Origin of the sequence: Chryseobacterium oleae (genome assembly GCF_900115055.1) — a bacterium.
In the GTDB taxonomy this organism is placed as follows: Bacteria; Bacteroidota; Bacteroidia; order Flavobacteriales; family Weeksellaceae; genus Chryseobacterium; species Chryseobacterium oleae.
Window position 1 is genome coordinate 325,527 of record NZ_FOVD01000001.1, and the last position, 20,014, is coordinate 345,540.

A 20,014-nucleotide genomic window follows, 5' to 3' on the forward strand; every position below is an offset into this window, starting at 1 on the left:
GTTATATGTTATGGGTTTGAGAGTTTCAGGATGCGGGTTTTCAGATGTCTGAAATCTGATGTCTGATGTCTGATGTCCTGATGTCTGATATCTGATGTCTGAAATCTAGTATCTAAAATGAATCAAAAAATCTCCATCACAAAGTAAAAATCGTCCATTCTTTAAAGCTCCTTATTCCCACATCTTTGCAGTGTAAATAAATTTTTTATCATGAAAAAAACAGCTATTATTCTTCTTTCTGATCCTAAGGCCGGTTCAGAAGAAGCAATCGGAAGAGTATTCAACGCTTTGGCTTCAGCATATGAATTCAAGCATGCGGGTGAAGAGGTGAAAATTATTTTTCAGGGCACAGGGATAAGATGGCCGGAACAGCTTGAAAAACCTGAGCATCCGGTGAATGGACTTTATATGGATGTAAAGGATTATATCCACGGCCTTTCAAAAGGATGCGTTGCGGTCTTTGGTACTGAAGTTTCCGGTTATGACTTGCTGAACGAAAATGAAGTGCCCGGAACGCCTGGTTTGCCAAGTTTCCTCAACCTCAGAAATGAAGGGTATGATATTTTGATTTTCTAACTCAACTTTACAGCTGCCCTCTGAGAAAATCAAGGGCAGTTTTTGTTTTTAATCTTAAGATGAAAAATATTAATTAAATTGCAGTATCATGTTATCACAACCTGTATATACGCTCGTTAATCAGCAGAATGGGAATCTGGCATTCAAACTATTTGAGTTTGATAACAACAGTTACTTTGATCATATTCAACGTAATAACTACTTCACGCTCCTTCTCATCACTTCGGGTGAAGGGACGGCTAAAGTTGACCTTTGTGATTACTCATTTAAGGAAGACACTCTGTTTTCATTCTATCCTTATCAGCCATTCATGTTGTGCTCAAAAAAGCCATTGACGGGGATTGCGATACAATTTCACCACGATTTTTTCTGTATTTACCGTCACCATCAGGAAATCGCGGCTAACGGGATCTTATTTAACAATATCTATCAACAGCCTTTTGTTGAGCTGGATGAACACAGCAAAAATACCATCCTGCATCTCATCAAAGGAATCACGGATGAATTAAAAGCTGAAGCTTTCAGGAAAGATGAAGTCCTTATTTCTTACCTTAAGATTTTACTGGTAATAGCCACAAGGCTAAAACTTGACCAGCAATCTTTTCAGGAAGAAGGAAGTAACAGTGGAAAACAACAGCTTATGATTCAAAATCTTAAAAATGCTATAGAAGATAATTTCAGAATAAAGCATTCAGCCAGTGATTATGCCGATATGCTGAACCAGACCCCAGCTTCACTTGCCAGAATCACAAAGAATCATTTTAACAAAACGCTTTCCGACCTGATCACCGAACGGATTATCATTGAAGCCAAAAGAGAATTATACCTCACCGATAAAACAGTTAAAGAAATAGCCTATGAACTGGGCTATGAGGATGAATACTACTTCAGCAGGGTATTTAAAATCAAAACCGATATATCCCCTCAGGTGTATAGGAATACCATCGGATTTAACAGAGGAAATTAGGGGTGAGTTTGAGAGTCGGAGGGTTTGAGGGTTTGAGGGTCGGAGAGTTTGAGCGTTTTAGGTTTTTGGGGTTGGAGAGTGGCGGATTTGTCTGATGTAAAATATCTGAAATCTTACATCTAGCATCACCATCCACTTGCGAAGCAACATTGATCATTCACATTTCTTGATCTTTACCTCAGCCTGAAATCAAAAATCTTATATCTCCAAAAAAAATAATTAAAGAATGAACAACTATACTCCCTACATGCTTGAATGCATAGAACTTGCTAGACAGGCATTGGAAAAAGGAAATCCTCCGGTTGGGTCCTTACTGGTTTTTAAAGATCAAATTATAGGCAGAGGAATTGAATCCGGAAAATCATCCGGTGACATTACCCAGCATGCAGAAATTTTAGCTGTTAAAGATGCTTTAACACAAGGCCACCGGGATATACTGCACGAATCTGTCCTTGTTTCTACTCACGAACCCTGCATAATGTGTTCTTATCTGATCAGACATCATCAAATTGCAAAAATTGTCTTTGGTGTTTCTGTGCCATTGGTTGGCGGACAATCTTCTGAATTTAAAATTCTAGAAACAGAAACCATTCCCAAGTGGGGCCGAAAACCTGAAATTGAATCAGGCCTGTTGCAACATGAATGTGAACTCCTGAATGAACAGTTTTCAGAATATCTTTCTAGACAAAAAGAGTAATGGGCCAACTTCATCAAAGACCTTTCTAAAACAAAAGCCAAACGACAAGTTGTTTGGCTTTTTATCATAGAAGTATTTTAGATATGCTGTTCTTTATTATGATCCTGCAATATACACCGGAGCACCTCCCAGCCACGTTTCCAATACCGGGATATTTCTCATTTTCATATACTGTGAGGATTGAGTTGTTAATGAAAGCGGATCCTTCTCCAGTATTACAAAATCAGCAAAGTATCCCGCATCTAATGACCCTGCCCATTCATCTGCATAGCACTGCCACGCAGCATCATACGTAACCGCAATTAATGCCTGCTCCGGAGTAATGCGTTCAGGAGCGTTTAATACTTCGATACTTGTTGTATTTTCTTCCATAATTCGGGTAACAGACTGTTCCATCATTCTCAAAGGCCCCAACGGGCTTACCTCATTGTCACTATGAAGCGTAATTCTCATTCCTGCTGCCAGAGATGAACCGCAAAGATCGAGCATTTGAGCCTTGTCTTTAAATATCACCTCATTAAAAGCATAGCCCCAATATCCTACGTGTCCGATAAGAAAACTTGGGGAAACACCCATTTGCAGCATGGATGTAATCTGATCCGGTGTCAGAAGAGAACAGTGTTCTATACGGTTTCGAAGCTCAGGTCCCCTGTATTGGGCAAGTGCGCTTTGATAAGCCTCTATAGCAAATGTTACCGCCTGATCCCCATTGGCATGGATCATCAGAGGCCAGCCTTTACCGGCTACCACGGTATTGATCAGTGTATCATACAATGGCGGAATCGTGTCTGCAGGAATTCCTTTTTCCGGAAAATTAAAGATCCCTGTATTATTGGCAGGATCACAACAATAAGGGGCACTCTGATAACCGGTCAGACCCTGGTTTGAGCCATCCGACACCACTTTAACGTGTCCGTAATAGACCGGTTTGTAAGTGGTCGGTACCGGATACGTACCAAGACCATCAGCAGCCTCCTGATCTGCACAAAGCAATGCTCCTCCGATTCGCACCAATTCCGGATTTCCCTGTACATAGGAACTCAGCACCGTTTCAAACTTATCGTTCAGTCCGGCATCATACATAAAAGTGACTCCTCTTGAATTGGCCAGTTTAAAAAGGCTGGTGAGATAAGCATCCATATTTTTAGCCATAGCAACGACTTGTGCCTGAATCACTTCCAGCGCCGGTGTCATTTGCTTGCTTTCCTGAAGCTGACCCTGTGTCTGCTTTACATATTCATCCGGTGTTACATAATGATCCTGGACATATTTACTGTTTTTAAATACATATTTCAATGCGCTGGTATTTAAATAAAGGGTATGCATAGACGCACTCAGCAGCATCATGGGATCTTCATTTATTTCGTCGAGCACTGTATTGGTAATGGTCTGAAGCTCGTTTGCGCCATTAACCGGTACAAAAGGCATCAGCGACGGATCTAAACCTTTCCCTAAAATAACATATCCGGGAGTTGTGGGAAGGTTACCGTTTATGGTTGTTCCGATAGACTCCAAATCATATGTGGCCAGCAAATCCTGGCCATTAAAAGGGCTTACATCTATCCATTCAGCCATCATAGCTGCGGGAACGATATGAACGTGAGGTTCGATCAGGCCTGGCAGCAAGGTTTGCCCGTCAGTTAGTTCTTTGGTTTGATAGCCCGGATAATTTTGATCCATAAATGTGGTTACTTCTTCTTTTTCTCCGGCTATGACAACGTTTCCATCAGCGATGCCTATGGCTTCAACCTTTTCCGTTGATCCGCCGATCATAGGCCGGATGATACCGCCGCTGATCATAAGCGTTTGTGGTGATGACTGAGTGTTGGTTTGACCCGGCGCGGGTTTCATTCTGTCCAGATTTTCGGAACTAAAAAGTTCTTCTTTCAGAATTTCTAAAATTGGGTTGTTGCAACCGCACTGAGTGCAGCCGTGAACATGAGCGTGTGGTTTTTCCATGGTATTAGTTTTGGTTTGGTATGTATTCGTAGAAATGGGATTGTATATTTATAACAAAGCACGCCTGATCCAGGTGAGACTAAGGTTCACATTGAAATCAGCAGGATTGTAGGTAAGGTATTCCCACTATGTACATATTGGAATATATATAGTTTTCATTCGATTTTCAGGCATTAGTTTATGTGCTAAAAATATGAAAAAAAAGCATTATGTTTTAACTTTTATCACACAATGTTGATTATTAACTTAAATTAAAATATTAATTCACAATATATTTACATTTAAAATAATAATTTATTTTTTTTTGAAAACTTGCAATATCCCACCATTACGGGATCTTTTCATTCTCTCCTGAAAAGATTTCCTACAAATAAAATTCTCTTCTTTTGTTTTAGCCTACTTAATAATTTTCTTAATCCGAAATCAGATTAAAAACAACTGTAAAGAATTACCTCATCAGTTTCCAAAATTCACAAAGTGAGGAATATCTGTTGTGAAGCCGTTCATTGGTAAAACATTATTCCGGTTGCTGTTAAAATCAAAAACAGAATTATTATCGAAAGGAACCCGTGGATAATAAGTGAACGAAATCTGAATTCTGTTGAAAACCAAAAACGGATTATTGATCAATACACCCACTCCTATTTTAGTATTGGCAGTGGTTTTAAGCAGTCTGTCATCCGGCATTCCCAACCAGCCGACTGCGGCAGTTAAGTACGGACTGAAATGGAAATTCTTCCATGTTTTATTAACAAAAAGCTGAAGCTGATACCTTAAAACCAATTTTTTAGTTCCGATAAAATCTGAATTGTAAACCGGGAATTCGTCTGCAGCGGAAAGATTAATCCTGTCTTTGTAAGAATAATTGTGCTGAGGATTTCCCAGTGCTAAAGTTGGGGAAAAGAAATGTCTTGCTTTGGCAAATTTCCAGTCCATGAGATTGGTAAAATAGGTTCCATCCAAACGGAAAGACTCCCGATTTTGGCTGTCTTCATTAAAAAACCGTCCAAACTCAGCTTTCACATTGAAATAACCGATCTTTATAAAATTGCCATACGACGCAGAAACGCCCACATAAGGCATTACATTTTTACTTCTTGATAAGGCTCCGGCAGTCAGATTGACGGTATTTCCATATGCAACATCCTCCGGCAAATCATATTGAAAAATATTCTTCTGAACCGAGAAATTTCTGCGGATAAATCCTACAGACATCAGAAAACTGCTGTACGAGCTGAAATACTGATACTGGTCGATCCCGGGACTGTCTTTGTACTGATAATTCTGAACCCTTCCTATCAGAGCAATATTACTGTTGACTCTTTCCTTAGAATCAGACGAAACCGGAATCTGATAACCGCCCCATAAATCCTGGCTGTACACCTTGATTTGCACTTCCGGAAATTTGGTGTCCGTCGCAGTGGGAAGGGCTACATTCCTCATGAAATATTCAAAGGTAAACCCTCCCGCCCATTTCGTCAGTGGTGAGAAAAAATCTCTTCTGACATTGAAATTGATTCTCTCATTTCTCAAAAAATCCCTTTCTCCCAAGATCTGAGCATTGATGAAAGAACCCCAGAGGTTGTATGCGGTGTAGCTTCCTAAAAGATAATCCTGCTTTTCTTTGGAATCGTTTCTGTACAATACATTCAATTCGTGTCCCAATCCCAACATATTTTCTTCGGTAACGCCCAAACCAATTTTACTTCCTGAATAACTGACTCTTGGCTTTAAGCTCCAGGAATCAAGAACTTTGACCACCACATCAATAGAATCTTTGCCAGACGTGCTGTCTGAAACACTGATATTAACCCTGTTGATAAAAGGCATTGTTCTCAGCAAACGCTCAGATTCATAGAGTTTCTGGGCATTGTACTCCTCACCTTCTTTAAAAAGCAAATAATTATTAACTGTATTGTCTCTTGTATTGGCATGAAGATGATTGGTAAACCAGTCATACCACTTGGTTTTTTCTTTTTTCTCTTTCGAACCGTAACCAAAAGGGTCAATGGTTTCTATCCGGATATTTCTGATGTGTTTTCCGTTATGAGTCTCCTGCAATAATTTCTCCGTGGTTGTTCTAACCGATGCCGAATCCGCCTGTCTTCTAAATATAAAACGGTGAATAAATTTGGTGACTTTCGTTTTATCTGAAAAGTTCTCTATTTTATAATAAAGCGAATCCTTTTTCTCCTGCGCATTCAGAAGGGAAAAGCCACATAAAAGGAAAATTGAAACTGCAAGTAATTTATTGGTCATAATCAAAGAATTCGATAAAGCTTGTGATATCAATTTATAAGCCAATAGAAGCGAAAAACGAGGTTTTAACGTAAAAAATAAACCAGGTACCACACGGGAAATGATATTTTACCATTTTGAACATGAATAATCAACTCATTCTTACTTCAGCTTCATTTTTTTGGTCTTATTATTGAATAAGTTTTAGCACCAATTCATTTAATCCTTCGTTCAGACTTATCCTCTACTCCAATAAAAATACCGGCAAACAGCAATAAAGTTGAATCATTAAATATCATTATTATGGAAACTAAAGAAATTTCAAGAATTGCCCTTGGCGCATTTCTGATCACCGCAGGTGTGGGGCATCTTACCTTTGCGAGAAGACAATTTCAGGCTCAGGTACCGGATTGGGTTCCTTTAAAGAAAGATGACACGGTAGTGTATTCCGGAATAGCTGAAATACTACTCGGTACAGCCATTATTGCAACGCCCAAAAAACACAGAAAAACTATAGGTAAAGTGGCAGCCACATTTTTTGCGGCGGTTCTTCCCGGAAATATTGCTCAGTATAAAAACAGGAAAGATTCTTTCGGACTTAATACGGATAATCAAAGATTGGCCAGACTTTTTATGCAGGCTCCTCTGATTGCCTGGGCTTTGAAATCTACGGATGAGTGAAAGGGTTCAGTTGCCTGACTCGTAAAGACGATATTGATTAAACCAATCATTATTTGATATGGTTATAAGGAAGTCGGAGCATTTGCATGCGAAGTTTAGACTTTGCATCCGTATTAATTGTTACTGATTCTGTTACTAATTAATACGCCTCTAAAAAGTTTAAAACCTGTCAATCCCTTTGTGGGAAAGCGATTGACAGTAGTGACCACGGAGGGATTCGAACCCCCAACCCTCAGAGCCGAAATCTGATATTCTATCCAGTTGAACTACGCAGCCTGCTTCATAAGCAGTAAATAAGAAGCTATGAATACTTCCAATTCATCTGTTGCTATGATTTAAGACTGCGAAAATACTGTTTTTTTTACAATTTATAAAGCCTGCAAAGTTTAATTCTAAAAATTATTTCAGGACTGCAGAATGATCTGTTGAAAGTAATATCCTAACAAAAGAAACAGACTCGGGACAAACATTTAAAGGTCAGATGTTTAAAAGCCGAATGTGTAAGATCTATCCCTATAATATACATTTCACAGATTAAAAATTATGATAAACAAAAATTGATCAGCCCGCCTATTGTTCAATGTAAAAGACGTTATTGAATAATGTCCTTCCAACGGCCACAGACAAAAAATAAAGCACAACAGTCATAAAAAACAAAAAGCCTTACATTTTGAAATGTAAGGCTTTTTATATTAAATATATCTTTAAGCTTAGAAGGTAATCTTCACCCCTCCCAGAACCTGTGCACCTAGGACTTTATAGCCTTTGTACGTCTGGTAATTTGAGTTAAGAAGGTTGTTTCCGATGGCAAAAACACTAAAGTTTTTATGGAATTTATACTCAGCAGAAAGGTTTAAATCTGCATAGCCGCCTACTTTATCATTTCTGTTTTCCGTAGACTGGTACACCATGTTTGGATTAGCGACTCCTTCGATGGCGAAAGAGTTTGTCGTTCTGTCGCTGGCAAAGATACCCTTGAATCCTAACACCAATTTTTTATCAAGCATGGTATATTTTGCTCCGATGCTTGCATTCACTAAAGGAACGTTATAAATATCGTCGTAATTCTTCAGATTGTATTTTGTAAACTTTACTTCCCCGTCTAAAACCAGGTTTTCAAGCGGGAAATACTGTACGCTTCCCTTGATATCACTTACATTTCCGTCATCATATACAGCAGAGAATGTGTTTGCAAAATTGTAGGCAGAACGGTTCAGGCTAAAGGTATTGTCGAAAATACTGTTCCCCTGGAAGAACATAATATTCCTCATTTTTCCGTAACCTGCAGAGAAGTCATATTTAAACGTTTCGTCGATATCTCCACGTAAACCTACGTAAAAATGATATTGAGTCTCTGTTGGCTTTAAAAGCTGGTCAGAAAGCACGAATGGATTCGCCTGCAGAAGATCTCCGTAGGTATTCAGCTTCAGTCCGCCGTCTACCCCACCGTAGAATTTAAATTCTTTAGCAGCAGCAACCTGGAATTCAGCCTGTGGAAACCAGTATGTCTTATTATTTTTCACCTCTCCGCCAAGGGCATCATTTGAATTCTTAGCATTCAGGAAAGAGAATCCGGAACCTAACATTAAGTAAGATTCCCCTTTTCTGAAGGTTACTTTCGGAGTAAGGCTCGTATTAAAGAAATTGGATGAGTTTTTGTTAACAACCCCAAAATCTGTTTTCACAGCTTCTAATCCAACGCCTAAGTCAGCATTTAAAACTATTCCTGATTTACCGATCTCTACTGCATGCTTGGAAAGATTCGCCAAAATGGAAACCTGATTTTCCTGAGCATCAAAATGATCTTTCAGGAAAGATGATTTTACCCTTACATCATTTAAGATTTCATTGGAATAAAAATCATAATATCCATTTACTTTAAACTGACTCACCCTTTGCTTCAGATCAACGTCTGCAGAAGGCTCCATGGCATAAATTCCGTAATATCTGTTATTATCCAGTCCATACTCTGCATTCAGGTTGAACTTTCCTTTTTCACCGTATGAATTTAAATAAGCTCCGATGGCTGTAGAACTCTGCTTGGAATCCCATGCATATTCTTTTTTCAGGCCTAAAGTGGAAAGGAAATGGAAATCCGCTCCTACTTCCAGTTTATTGTCAAGGGTTTTGGAAATATTGGCATCACTCAAAATTTTCCCGAAGTTCCCCATTCCAAACTGCACATAGTTGTTCTGAGCCGTTCCTTCAAATTTAGGAGTCACATCCTGTCCCTGAATGGTAGATGTTTTAAAATCCGAAACCGCAGGAACATCCGTGATGGTATATTTCACAGGGTTCTGGGATTTCTCTTCCGGCGGATAATTCTTGATGGTCTCCACAGAGGTTTTCTTCTTCTCGATCTTCTTCACCTCCGGTTCCCGCTTCTTATTAAGAATCAGTTTTTCCTCCTTGATCTGGGAAAACGCAAACTGCGAAAACCCTAAAAATAATATGGATAATAATTGAATTTTTCTGTTCATTGCTCAATATTTGTATTAATGTATAATGTCGGATGTATAATGTATTTATTAAACTGTACTTTGTACATTTTACTTTTTACATTATCCTTTATACACTTTACTTTTTAATCTGCTTTTTAACCTCTTTTGCTTCTGCTACGATCTCCGGGAAATCTTTATAGTTTTCGATGATCTGGTCGCAGGTATAACTTGCCTGGTAATTGTCTTTCAGTCCCACATAGTTTTTAGCCATCAGTACCAAAGCTTTTGCTCCCCAATAGTCTTCGGAGGCATAATTGTTGGCCAGTTTAAAGATCGTCTCATTGGAAGACTTGAAGGCCTTTCCTTTGTTCTGATAATAAGCTTTTGCATAAATAGCTTCTGCCGCTACCGATGTATTGGAAGATTTTTCAAGAGAAGAGTAAGCTGACTGCGCATCTTTATCTTTCCCTGAATTCATCAGGCTTCTCGCTTTGATCACTTTCGCTGTTTCAATAACTGCTGCCGAGTTTTTCGAGTTCGCAATGACGGCATCAGCCAGTTTCTCCGCCTGAGAGAAGTTTTTCTCGCTGGCATATACCTTCATCAGCTCAACATTCGCATAGTTTCTAATGCTGATGTCTGAAGAGTTTTTGATATTCTCAAGGTACTTTTTAGCTTCCGCCGTATTCCCCTGAGCCACGAAGATCTGTGCCAGACGGGTCTGTGCATCATCCTGATAGTCGTTCTGTACCGATGCTACTTCCTGAAGAACAAGAAGCGCTTTCGTAGCATTATTGGTTTGATAGTAGCTTTCTCCCAGCTCGTATTTAGCCTGATAAAGGCCTTCTCCGGTAGGATTCTGCGTTAAATATTTTTCGTAGTAAGAAATAGCATTTTTGTAGTCCTTCTTCGTGAAATACTGTTTCCCGGTAGAAAGGTTGATCTCATCGATCTCAGAAGCATCTACATTCACCCCGATATTTTTTGCAAAAGTTTCATATCCGGAAACGTCACCGTTTTTCGTGAAAATAGGTTTTGCCGCCTGAACAATCTTCTCAGCATAAGCGGTATTCTTATACTGCTCGCCTAAAGATTTAAGCTCGGAAAGAGCTTTATCGCTTTGGTTCTGATCAATATAATTTTGAGCTCTGTAGATAGATGCATTGGCTATAAGATCTTTATCCGAAGATGTTTTGATCACTTTCGCGAAATAATCATTGGAATTCGCAAAATCATCCTGTGCAGAATATGCTGTTCCCATTTCATACTGGGCATCGTCATAATACTCCGAATCCGGATATTTGGACAGAAGATTTTTCAGATTGGTGATCTTCGCCTGTGTATCGCCTTTAAACCCTAAAGCCATTGCTTTCTGATATAAAGTATAGTCCGTGGCGTCTTCATTTTTATCGTAAATCGCAATCGCCTCATTCAGATCATTGTTGGCATAATGAATATCTGCCAGACGAAGTTCTGCATCATTTTTAAATTCAGGCTTCGGATTGCTCAGATACTGCTTGAAATACGTCTGTGCCTGATCGAATTTTTTAGCTTTAAAATAAGCATAGCCTAAATCATAAGGCAGCTGCTGCTTTTCAGGGAAGGTTTCATTAAGAAGCTTCTCGTAGCGGGCAATGGCAGACGGATAATTTCCTTTCTGGTAATACACCTGTCCCAACCAATATAATGCTCTGTTGTAAAATTCTTTATTGATATTGAATCCTAAGCTTCTCAGGAAATACCTTTCCGCTTCGTCATAATTTCCTTTGTTGAATTCCTCTGTTCCCAATAAATAAGAAACCTCCTGGTCTACTTTATTGATCTCCGGGGTAGAATTCTGAAGTCTGTCGATCGCGTTCAGCGTTTCTTTATAGTTTCCGGAATACAGATATGATTTCACAAGAAGTGATCTCATTTCCGGAGCATTCGCATCATTCTGATTATCGTTGATATAACTTTGGATCACCGCTGAAGGGCTTTCAAACGGGTTTCCGATATCGTAACTTAGTTTTGCATACTGTTCGTGGGCTAATTTTTTAACCTTAGCATCGTAATTCATCTGGTAAGAAGAACGGAATGCCGAAAGGGCTTCCTGCTTTTTATCTACCGCCAGATAAGCATTTCCCAGCTGATAGTAAGCATTCTGTGCCAGCGCTGAGTTGCTGTTGACAAGCTGGTTGTAATAAGAAACCGCTTCATCATATTTTTTAAGCTGAGCGGCCACAAATCCCATTTCATAAAGGTCATTTTCAGACGGGTTCTGCTGTACACTGAGATAATCTTTAAGGTGTGGATACGCCGAAGTATAGTCATTTTTCATGAAATAACTCTCCCCGATGATCTTATGAACCTCTGCTTTATAAGCATCTGAAATACTTTCGCTCAGTAAAGCGGTTCCTTCAGAAATAGCCTGGTCATAATTCTTATCATTGTAGTACATCTGTACATAATAAGGACGAACCAGTTTGGAGAATTTGGGCTGATCTTTTACAGAATCGAAATACTGGAAAGCTTTATCATTCTGCCCACCGGAATAATACAGGTGTCCCAGCATGTAAGCAATATCTCCTTTTTGAGATTCATCGGCTGTTTTATAGGCTTCTTCCAATGCATCGGTAGCTCCTTTGGTATCACCGGTCATGAATTTAGCATAGCCCAGTTTCAGAATATACTGTGTATTTTCTTCTTTTGAAAGCTGATACTGATTCACTTTTTTCAGGGTCTCCAGGGCCTTGTCGAAATCCTTTTTAGCCAGATAATAATCTGCCAGCGGAAGATTAGCCTGAGCAAAATACGCAGAATTCGGGTATTCTTTCATAAAGGCAGTCAGTCCTTCCTCTGCATGGTTTTTCTGCAGGATCACGCCGATCACATTATCAAAAAACTGCGCTGCTTCTTTTCTCGATCTGGACAAATTCTGGTTATAGAAATACTGTCTTGCATATTCGAATTGAGAAGCATTGTATATTTTGGTCTGATAAAGATTTTCTGCGAGATTAAACCTGTAATTTTCTTTCTGGGTAAAGTACTGTGACTGTTGCGCTCCGGAAATTCCGAAATAAAGCACGGCAGCTGAGAGAAGTATTTTTTTTGAATTCATTCTTTTTCTGAATAAAAAGATTAGCTATATAAGTTAACGAAAATATTAAAAACTTATTGTTTAAGCAAGTTTTAAAGGTTTTATAACATAAATTAACAATTGATTACATTTCACTATTTGATGATAAAAAATGATTACTTTAGTATCACAAAAACAAAATGGATATCAATTCGGAACCTTCAAAAAAAAATTCTGATGGAATCCTCAATCTACACCAGCTAAAAACATACCATTACATGAAAATTAAAATACTTTTAGCATTAATATTTGTCAACCTTCTGCAGGCTCAAAAGTTTTATTTTCCGAAAACAGCCGTCACTGACAGTCTTATTTTGGAAAAACAAATGCCCCAGTTGGCATCAAAACTAATTACCCAGGCTCCACTGCTGAAGCTTAAGAAAACTAATAAACTGGCTTATCTGGATAACCTCCTGCGTTTAGAATTGCTTGCTAAAGACTACAAAAAATCCAATGCCACTTTAGCAGATTACCGCAAGGAATTTGCAGATCATGACATGGTAGGGAATAAATATATTGCCTACGAGTTTTACAGCTTGGCAAAAATAATCGAAGCAAAAGAAAAGATTTCTTTCCCGAATGCCCTTCAAAAAGCCTTCAATACAAAATATGCAAGTCTCCCTGATAAACTGATCACCAAGGTAAGTATTGCAGTAGATGGCGATGTCATAGCCGCACGAAAAGTCCTGAAAGAAACGCTGGACAAGCAGAAAGATAAAGACAGCATAGATTACGGATCAGCTCTGGCTTTATGCAGAAGTTATCTGAATTACAAAACCTTCTCCTCCACTAAACCTCAGATCATGCAATTGGTTGCCGCAAAAGACGGGGAAAAATTCATTACCGAAACTAAGGATATTAAAACCAAAAACGGAAGCATTCTAACGATTACCATTATTAGAAAAAAGACCAATACGTCGCCACTTCCTGTTGTTCTCAGCAGTAATATTTATGCAGGACCTATTGATGGCTACTTCGGAAAAAGAGCTGCCGTTTATGACTATGTAGGTGCCGTTGTGAATACCCGTGGCAAAAGAAACAGCAATGATGTAAACAATCCTTTCGAACACGAATCTCAGGATATTTACGATGTAATCGACTGGATCAGCAAACAGCCCTGGTGTAACGGTAAAGTTGGAATGATCGGTGGAAGTTATCTGGGCTTCAGCCAGTGGGCCGCTGTCAAAAAAATACATCCCGCATTAAAGACAATTGTTCCACAGGTTGCTGTAGGAATCGGAATAGACTATCCTGCCCAAAACAATATTTTCATGAGTTATATGCTGCAATGGATCCAGTATGTGACAAACAATAAGTTTACGGATGAAGCAGACTTCAACAATGCTAAAAAATGGGACTCTATTAATACGGCCTGGTACAAAAGCGGAAAATCATTCAGAGCTCTGGATACCATCAGCGGGAAGCCAAGCAAGATATTTCAAAGATGGCTGGATCATCCCGGCTACGACGAATACTACCAAAAAATGGTTCCTTATAAAGAGGACTTCGCCAAAATCAACATTCCTATCCTGACGACTACAGGCTATTATGATGATGATCAGATCGGGGCACTGTACTATTTCAAAGAACATCATCAGTATAACAAAAATGCCAATCATTATCTGGTAATCGGTCCTTATGATCATGGCGGGGCGCAAAGCTTTGGATATACCCATGTCAACGGAAATCCTATTGACCCTGCAGCGAGAATAAGTATTGATGACCTTGCTTTTTCCTGGTTTGATTACATTATGAAAGACGGGAAGAAACCGGAACTTTTAAAAGACAGAATCAATTTCCAGGTGATGAATACCAATACATGGAAACATGCTCCTACTCTGGATAAAATGCATACTTCAACGCTTAAGTTTTATCTTCAGGATCGTAAAGGTAATGCATCGGTTTTCACTCAGCCCACGGAGAAAAGCTTCGTTAAACAAACGGTTGATTTCAAAAACAGGGATCAAAAAGACACTTATCACGCGGTAAGTAAGATTGACAGTGTGAAAACTACAAACTCCATGTATTTCGAGAGTGAAGTTTTAGACAAAGACATTATCTTCAGTGGAAATCCGGCCGGATTCTTCAATGTTTCCATTAATAAAAAAGATTTTGACACGGATATGTCCCTGTATCAGATCAGGCCTGATGGAAAGACTTTCTTATTATCCACTCATATGGTAAGAGCGAGCTATGCAAAAAACAACGCTGTGCGTCAGCTCCTTGTACCGGGTAAAGAAGAACAGATCCCGATAAACAACTCCATGTTTATGAGCAAAAAATTAGAAAAAGGAAGCAAACTGGTTTTACTCGTGGGCGTCAATAAAATCCCAAGCTGGCAGATTAATTACGGAACAGGAAAAGACGTAAGTGACGAAACCATCAAAGATTCCGGGGAACCGCTGGAAATAAAGTGGTACAACAACAGCTATGTGGAAATACCTATTTACCAAGAATAAAAGCATTTAGCCATGAGAACCTCAGCCTTTTTAACGAAATATTATGATTACAGCCAACACCAAAATAAAAAATGATTACATTTGCTTTTTTTCAAACTCAAATATAAATATTGAATGAATCAACTTTTCAGAAGGAAAAACTATTCAGAAACAGATACATCTACCAGTCTTTTAAGGGTTTTAGGTGTTTGGGATATCGTTTTTTTTGGTATTGCGGCCATTATAGGAGCAGGAAGTTTCAGCAGCTTAGGTGAAGCAGTTTTCAGAGGTGGCCCCGGAGTTATTCTACTATATTTAATTTGTGGTTTTGCCTGTGGATTTACAGCCTTATGCTATGCTGAATTTGCCAGCAGAATTCCTACAGCCGGTTCCGCCTATACGTATGCTTATGCCAGTTTTGGGGAACTGATTGCCTGGGTGATCGGATGGGCATTGATCATGGAATATTCTTTCGGGAATATTTATGTGGCTTTTTCCTGGTCCGACTATTTCACCAGCTTCTTAGAACGTTTGGGTATGCATATCCCCGATTATCTTACCTGCAGCTACACGGAAGCCCGAAAAGCTTTCCAGAACGGTTCTGAGAACAAAGAACTGTTGAATGCCTGGAATACTGCACCACTCATCGGTAATTTAAAATTTATTCTCGATCTTCCTGCATTGGTGATCAATGGCCTTATCACATGGCTTTGTTACGTGGGAGTGAAAGAAAGTAAAAACTTTAATAATTCACTAGTTATTTTAAAACTGGCAGTGATTGTTTTAGTGATTCTGGTAGGCTTCGCTTACATTAATACAGATAACTGGACGCCTGTCAATCCGGAAACTCAGGTCGCTTCCTTCATGCCGAACGGTTTTGCAGGAGTCATGAGTGCCGTTTCAGGAGTTTTCTTTGCCTACATCGGTTTTGATGCGTTAAGCGTTCTTTCCGAAGAGACCAAAGATCCTCAGAAAACACTTCCGAAGGGAATGATTATCTCTTTAGTGCTTTGTACCGTAATTTACATTGCTTTAACACTGGTACTGACAGGAATGGTTGATTACAGGAAGTTCGATGGTATCGGAGACCCGCTTTCATTCATATTCGAAAAATCTAACGCCAATGTAGCCTGGATGGAACTTGTGGTTTCTTTCGTCGCTATTGTAGCCATCACGACGGTATTATTGGTATTCCAAATGGGACAGCCGAGAATCTGGTACGCGATGAGCCGTGACGGACTGATGCCTGAAAAATTCAAGACGGTACATCCAAAATATAAAACGCCTTCATTTGCTACTATTATTACAGGTATTGCTGTAGGAGTTCCTATTCTTTTTACGGACAAAACATTCATCCTGGATTTCACAAGTATCGGAACCATCTTCGCTTTCGTACTGGTATGCGCCGGAGTTTTAATGCTTCCTGCAAAAGAGAAGATTAAAGGCAGATTCCACCTTCCTTATATAAATGGTAAGATCATATTCCCGGTGATCATCATCGGCGGATTAATCGGTTTCTATATCTGGCAGCCCGAATTTTTCACCAATTTAATGGACTGGAATGATCCTAAAGAAGGTGAATTCAGAGCGTCTATTTTCGTTTTCATCCTGATCAATCTGGTACTTTGTATTTTTACCTTCATTAAGAATTTCTCTTTAATTCCTTTGATCGGCTTAAGCTCATGCTTGTACCTTCTTACCGGAATGAGTCATGAGAACTGGTTCTGGTTCGGACTATGGTTTGCACTGGGTCTGGTGATCTATTTCTGCTACGGTTATAAACACAGTAAGCTTAGAAAGGAATCAGTATAAACAGTGATTTATAAATAACATCATAAAAGGCAAATTTGCATATCCGCAGATTTGCCTTTTTTCTTTTTCACGTTTGATCTTCCTTACCAAATCGGCAGAATTATTGCATAGATTTCAACACCAACAATAAACTAATTTTGCCATGTCAGAAAGAATAAAAACATACGGAGAATTTTATCAGTTCTATCTTACCGAGCACAGCAAAACAGGAACGAGGATCTTTCATTTTATCGGAACCCTTCTGGTATTTCTTGTGATCTGGTATGTCATCAGTTCAGGGAAAGAACGGTTTCTTTGGTATATCCCTATCTTTGGTTACGGCTTTGCGTGGTTCAGCCATGCCGTTATTGAGCGAAATAAACCCGCCACTTTCAAATATCCATTATGGTCGCTGATTTCAGATTTCAGGCTGTTTTTTGAGCTGCTGATCGGTAAGCAGAAATTCAAAGGAATAGCTCCGAAACCAAAAGATAGTGATGTTTCTGAGGAATTGCACTAATTTTTTTTTACCACAAAAGGAACAAAAGTTTTTAATTAATTTAAACATTTTAGAGCACTTTAGTTTTAAAAGTTCTATTATCCCGAAAATAATAAGACCACATAAGCAGAAAATCAAAGATTTTCATAAACTTGAGTGTGCTTCATATGCGCAGGCATTTAACTATAAAACAACTAAAGTGTTTAAAAAAAATTCTATGATTTCAAATATTTAAAAACTACTTTTTATTTCCCAAAGATTCTTATTGTACGCTTTTTAAAACATTAAGATCAATGAAGGAGATAAGAAAAGTTAAGAAAAAATCAAATGATTTTTTAAGGTGTGTTTCTTCTAGTGAAGCTCTGCTCAATATTCTTAAGAAGTGCACTTAAGTTTTTAAAAACCGGAGATTTTTATCGTCTGTTTTGGAGGAAATAAATTCTTTTGAACGCCTTTCGTTCTTAATAAGGAGTAGATATAGTTTAGGGTTTCGGCGGCCGGAGGCCGCCGAAACCCTAAACTTCAATATTAAATTAAACTTTAAATATTCAACACAAACAACTGAATGTCAGATTTATTTAAACCTCTTCTTAAAGTTAAACTTAATCATATTCATTAAGCCAGGTTCTATAATATCAATCCCCAATCCGAAGTTGCTGTCTGCCACTTTATGATGATCTTCTCTGAAAGCCTCAAACTGCTCCTGCGGAATTTCCAGATTCACAAGAGGATTGTATTCTATAGAAACGGTGGCACCATTCTTAGTGATTTTTTTACGGCTCTTATAATCAAAATATGGATTGCTGATAGTGCTTTCCTGAACCGTATATTTTTCTTCGGTATCTATTTTCTGATCTGTATATAGACTGATCTCGTATTTTTCACTGTCGAAATTATGCCAGAAAGGAAGATCTTTATGCATAAAATCCCTCGCACTTGCTTTGATAACATTCCTGTCAAAATACATCAGGAAGCGGTTGTTTTGTGGATCTATGTAATAAGGATTTTCTATGGTAGCGGTATAGTGAATTTTGAACTCATTTAACTTTTTATCATCACTAACAATATCAATAGATGCATCTTTGAAGATATTCCTGATATCGGTTCCGCTTCTGTCGTTGGAATAATTAAGACCATAAAACAGGAAACTGTTCCAGCTGTCGATGATTTCCCTTTTATTGGTACTTTTAAAATACCTTCTCATGGCATTGGCGCGGTTGCCTTTATAGGTTGTCGTCAGTTTTAACCGGCCTGTTGTATTCTGGGCATTCAATTCAACTTTTTCATCGATGCAGCAATAGGGAAATTGATAGGGTTTCCTTTCCTGCAGCACCTGATCTGGTTTTACTTCCAGATAATGCATAAAATAAATAAACCCGCGGTTTTCTATTAATCCGAATTCATCACGGACCGTGGCGTCAACGAAATACTCTTGTCCTTTAAAATTGATTTTAACGACTACATGATTAAAGCTCAACAGCGACGGCAGATAATATTTGATATAATAATCTGTATGGAAATTGACAAGAACTACAGAAGCATCCACTCCGATATAATCCAGAATCACTTTCAGCAAAACACACTTTGCTTTACAGTCGCCCTGTTTATTTTCATAGGTGACGGAAGGTTTCTGCGGCTTATGCCCGTTCATCTCATCAGCATTGAAGATATAGTAAATATGATTCTGTACATATTCTATCGCAAACTGGAGTTTTTCGTCCAGCCCGTTCACCGCATCCAGCTTTTCAATAAGATGGGGCGCAAAATCCTTCAGCGAATGTTGACTGAAAACGTCATCGTAAATCGGAACAATATAATTAGAAAGCTCTTTCCAGCTGTTTTCTGTAGCAAAATCAATGAATGGAAAAATCTCGCGGCCGGCATCCACCGCGTTGATATAGTTGCTTTCTTCGATAACGAAACGCTCCCCTTTCTTTAAATGATGAATTTCAGGCTCCAGTACATTCCCCTGTGCATCTCTGAAAAATGTTTTTTTATAAGCAATCTTCTCTTCACGGTCGTTGATGAAGGTGAATTTAAAGCTTCCGTATGCCCAGTAATTATCAGGACTTACCCAAACATATTTAGAAAATTCCTTTCTCAGAAAATCTCTTTCCGTAAAAGCCTTACATCTTGAATCTTCCATGATCAGGACATCGTAAAGCCTGAGATCTTTAATGGTAATATTGATCTTTTTATTACTGCTTAATATCCCTCCGCTGCTCTGGTTCTCACTATCAAGCACCTTAATATTGGTGTCAGGAATTTTATCTATCAGAACTCCGTCTCTCAACACACTGATTCGATGAATACTGTACACCTCATTCTCTTCTACAACGACCTCGGAAACGGAAGCCCTTTCAAGATTTCCCGGCTCATTTAAGGTGTACGCCAGACAGACATATTCGCTGTTTTCCTTATTGCTGGTGTAATATTTTTTGTCGAGAAAATAACAGTAATCTCTTCCTTCATCAATCTGTTTTGTGGCAAATTCAGAATCTTTTATTTTATCAATCAGTTCTTCATCCGTGATATTTCCTGCCCATATTTCAGGTTTCAGAATTTTGTAATTTTCAATCTGAATCGGATTATTCATATTATAATGTGGT

At 38.7% G+C, this 20,014-nt stretch carries 12 protein-coding genes and 1 tRNA gene; 7 read left to right on the plus strand and 6 right to left on the minus strand.

The window, feature by feature from the left end; all coding sequences use genetic code 11:
• Positions 1-210 precede the first annotated feature (210 nt).
• From BM143_RS01500 to BM143_RS01510, 3 genes are all read left to right on the plus strand, one after another.
• The gene (locus BM143_RS01500) at positions 211-576 is read left to right on the plus strand and encodes a DsrE family protein (protein ID WP_090022196.1); all 366 of its coding nucleotides are present in this window, start codon (positions 211-213) and stop codon (positions 574-576) included.
• Positions 577-664: 88 nt separating this feature from the next.
• A complete protein-coding gene (locus BM143_RS01505; protein ID WP_090022198.1) occupies positions 665-1,543 on the plus strand; it encodes a helix-turn-helix domain-containing protein in 879 nt (292 codons plus the stop codon).
• Between the two features lie 226 nt (positions 1,544-1,769).
• A complete protein-coding gene (locus BM143_RS01510) occupies positions 1,770-2,240 on the plus strand; it encodes a nucleoside deaminase (protein WP_090022201.1) in 471 nt (156 codons plus the stop codon).
• Positions 2,241-2,336: 96 nt separating this feature from the next.
• On the opposite strand, the gene BM143_RS01515 is transcribed toward BM143_RS01510, so the two are convergent.
• Positions 2,337-4,199 carry an amidohydrolase gene (locus BM143_RS01515; protein WP_090022204.1) on the minus strand — a complete coding sequence of 621 codons (1,863 nt, stop codon included), beginning with the start codon at positions 4,197-4,199 and terminating at the stop codon, positions 2,337-2,339.
• A gap of 456 nt (positions 4,200-4,655) precedes the next feature.
• Positions 4,656-6,458, minus strand: coding sequence for a POTRA domain-containing protein (locus BM143_RS01520; RefSeq protein WP_090022208.1), 1,803 nt, complete (start codon positions 6,456-6,458; stop codon positions 4,656-4,658).
• Between the two features lie 282 nt (positions 6,459-6,740).
• Here BM143_RS01520 and BM143_RS01525 point away from each other — a divergent pair, with 282 nt between their 5' ends.
• Positions 6,741-7,118, plus strand: coding sequence for a DoxX family protein (locus BM143_RS01525; protein WP_034725639.1), 378 nt, complete (start codon positions 6,741-6,743; stop codon positions 7,116-7,118).
• A gap of 202 nt (positions 7,119-7,320) precedes the next feature.
• On the opposite strand, the gene BM143_RS01530 is transcribed toward BM143_RS01525, so the two are convergent.
• From BM143_RS01530 to BM143_RS01540, 3 genes are all read right to left on the minus strand, one after another.
• A tRNA-Arg gene (locus BM143_RS01530) sits at positions 7,321-7,394 on the minus strand.
• A gap of 434 nt (positions 7,395-7,828) precedes the next feature.
• On the minus strand, positions 7,829-9,598 hold the full coding sequence (locus tag BM143_RS01535; protein ID WP_090022210.1) for a TonB-dependent receptor: 1,770 nt from the start codon (positions 9,596-9,598) through the stop codon (positions 7,829-7,831).
• A gap of 97 nt (positions 9,599-9,695) precedes the next feature.
• A complete protein-coding gene (locus tag BM143_RS01540; RefSeq protein WP_090022213.1) occupies positions 9,696-12,659 on the minus strand; it encodes a tetratricopeptide repeat protein in 2,964 nt (987 codons plus the stop codon).
• A 236-nt stretch (positions 12,660-12,895) separates the two neighbouring features.
• On the opposite strand from BM143_RS01540, the gene BM143_RS01545 reads away from it, so the two are divergent.
• From BM143_RS01545 to BM143_RS01555, 3 genes are all read left to right on the plus strand, one after another.
• Positions 12,896-15,136: a CocE/NonD family hydrolase gene (locus BM143_RS01545; protein ID WP_090023859.1), complete on the plus strand. Its 2,241-nt coding sequence runs from the start codon at positions 12,896-12,898 to the stop codon at positions 15,134-15,136.
• Between the two features lie 114 nt (positions 15,137-15,250).
• Positions 15,251-16,927 (plus strand): APC family permease, encoded by a 1,677-nt coding sequence (locus tag BM143_RS01550; RefSeq protein WP_090022216.1) that lies wholly within the window; start codon positions 15,251-15,253, stop codon positions 16,925-16,927.
• A 142-nt stretch (positions 16,928-17,069) separates the two neighbouring features.
• Positions 17,070-17,426, plus strand: a complete 357-nt coding sequence (locus BM143_RS01555; RefSeq protein ID WP_090022218.1) for an Mpo1-like protein — start codon at positions 17,070-17,072, stop codon at positions 17,424-17,426.
• 553 nt (positions 17,427-17,979) lie between these two features.
• Here BM143_RS01555 and BM143_RS01560 read toward each other — a convergent pair.
• The gene (locus BM143_RS01560) at positions 17,980-20,001 is read right to left on the minus strand and encodes a hypothetical protein (protein ID WP_090022221.1); all 2,022 of its coding nucleotides are present in this window, start codon (positions 19,999-20,001) and stop codon (positions 17,980-17,982) included.
• Positions 20,002-20,014 lie beyond the last annotated feature (13 nt).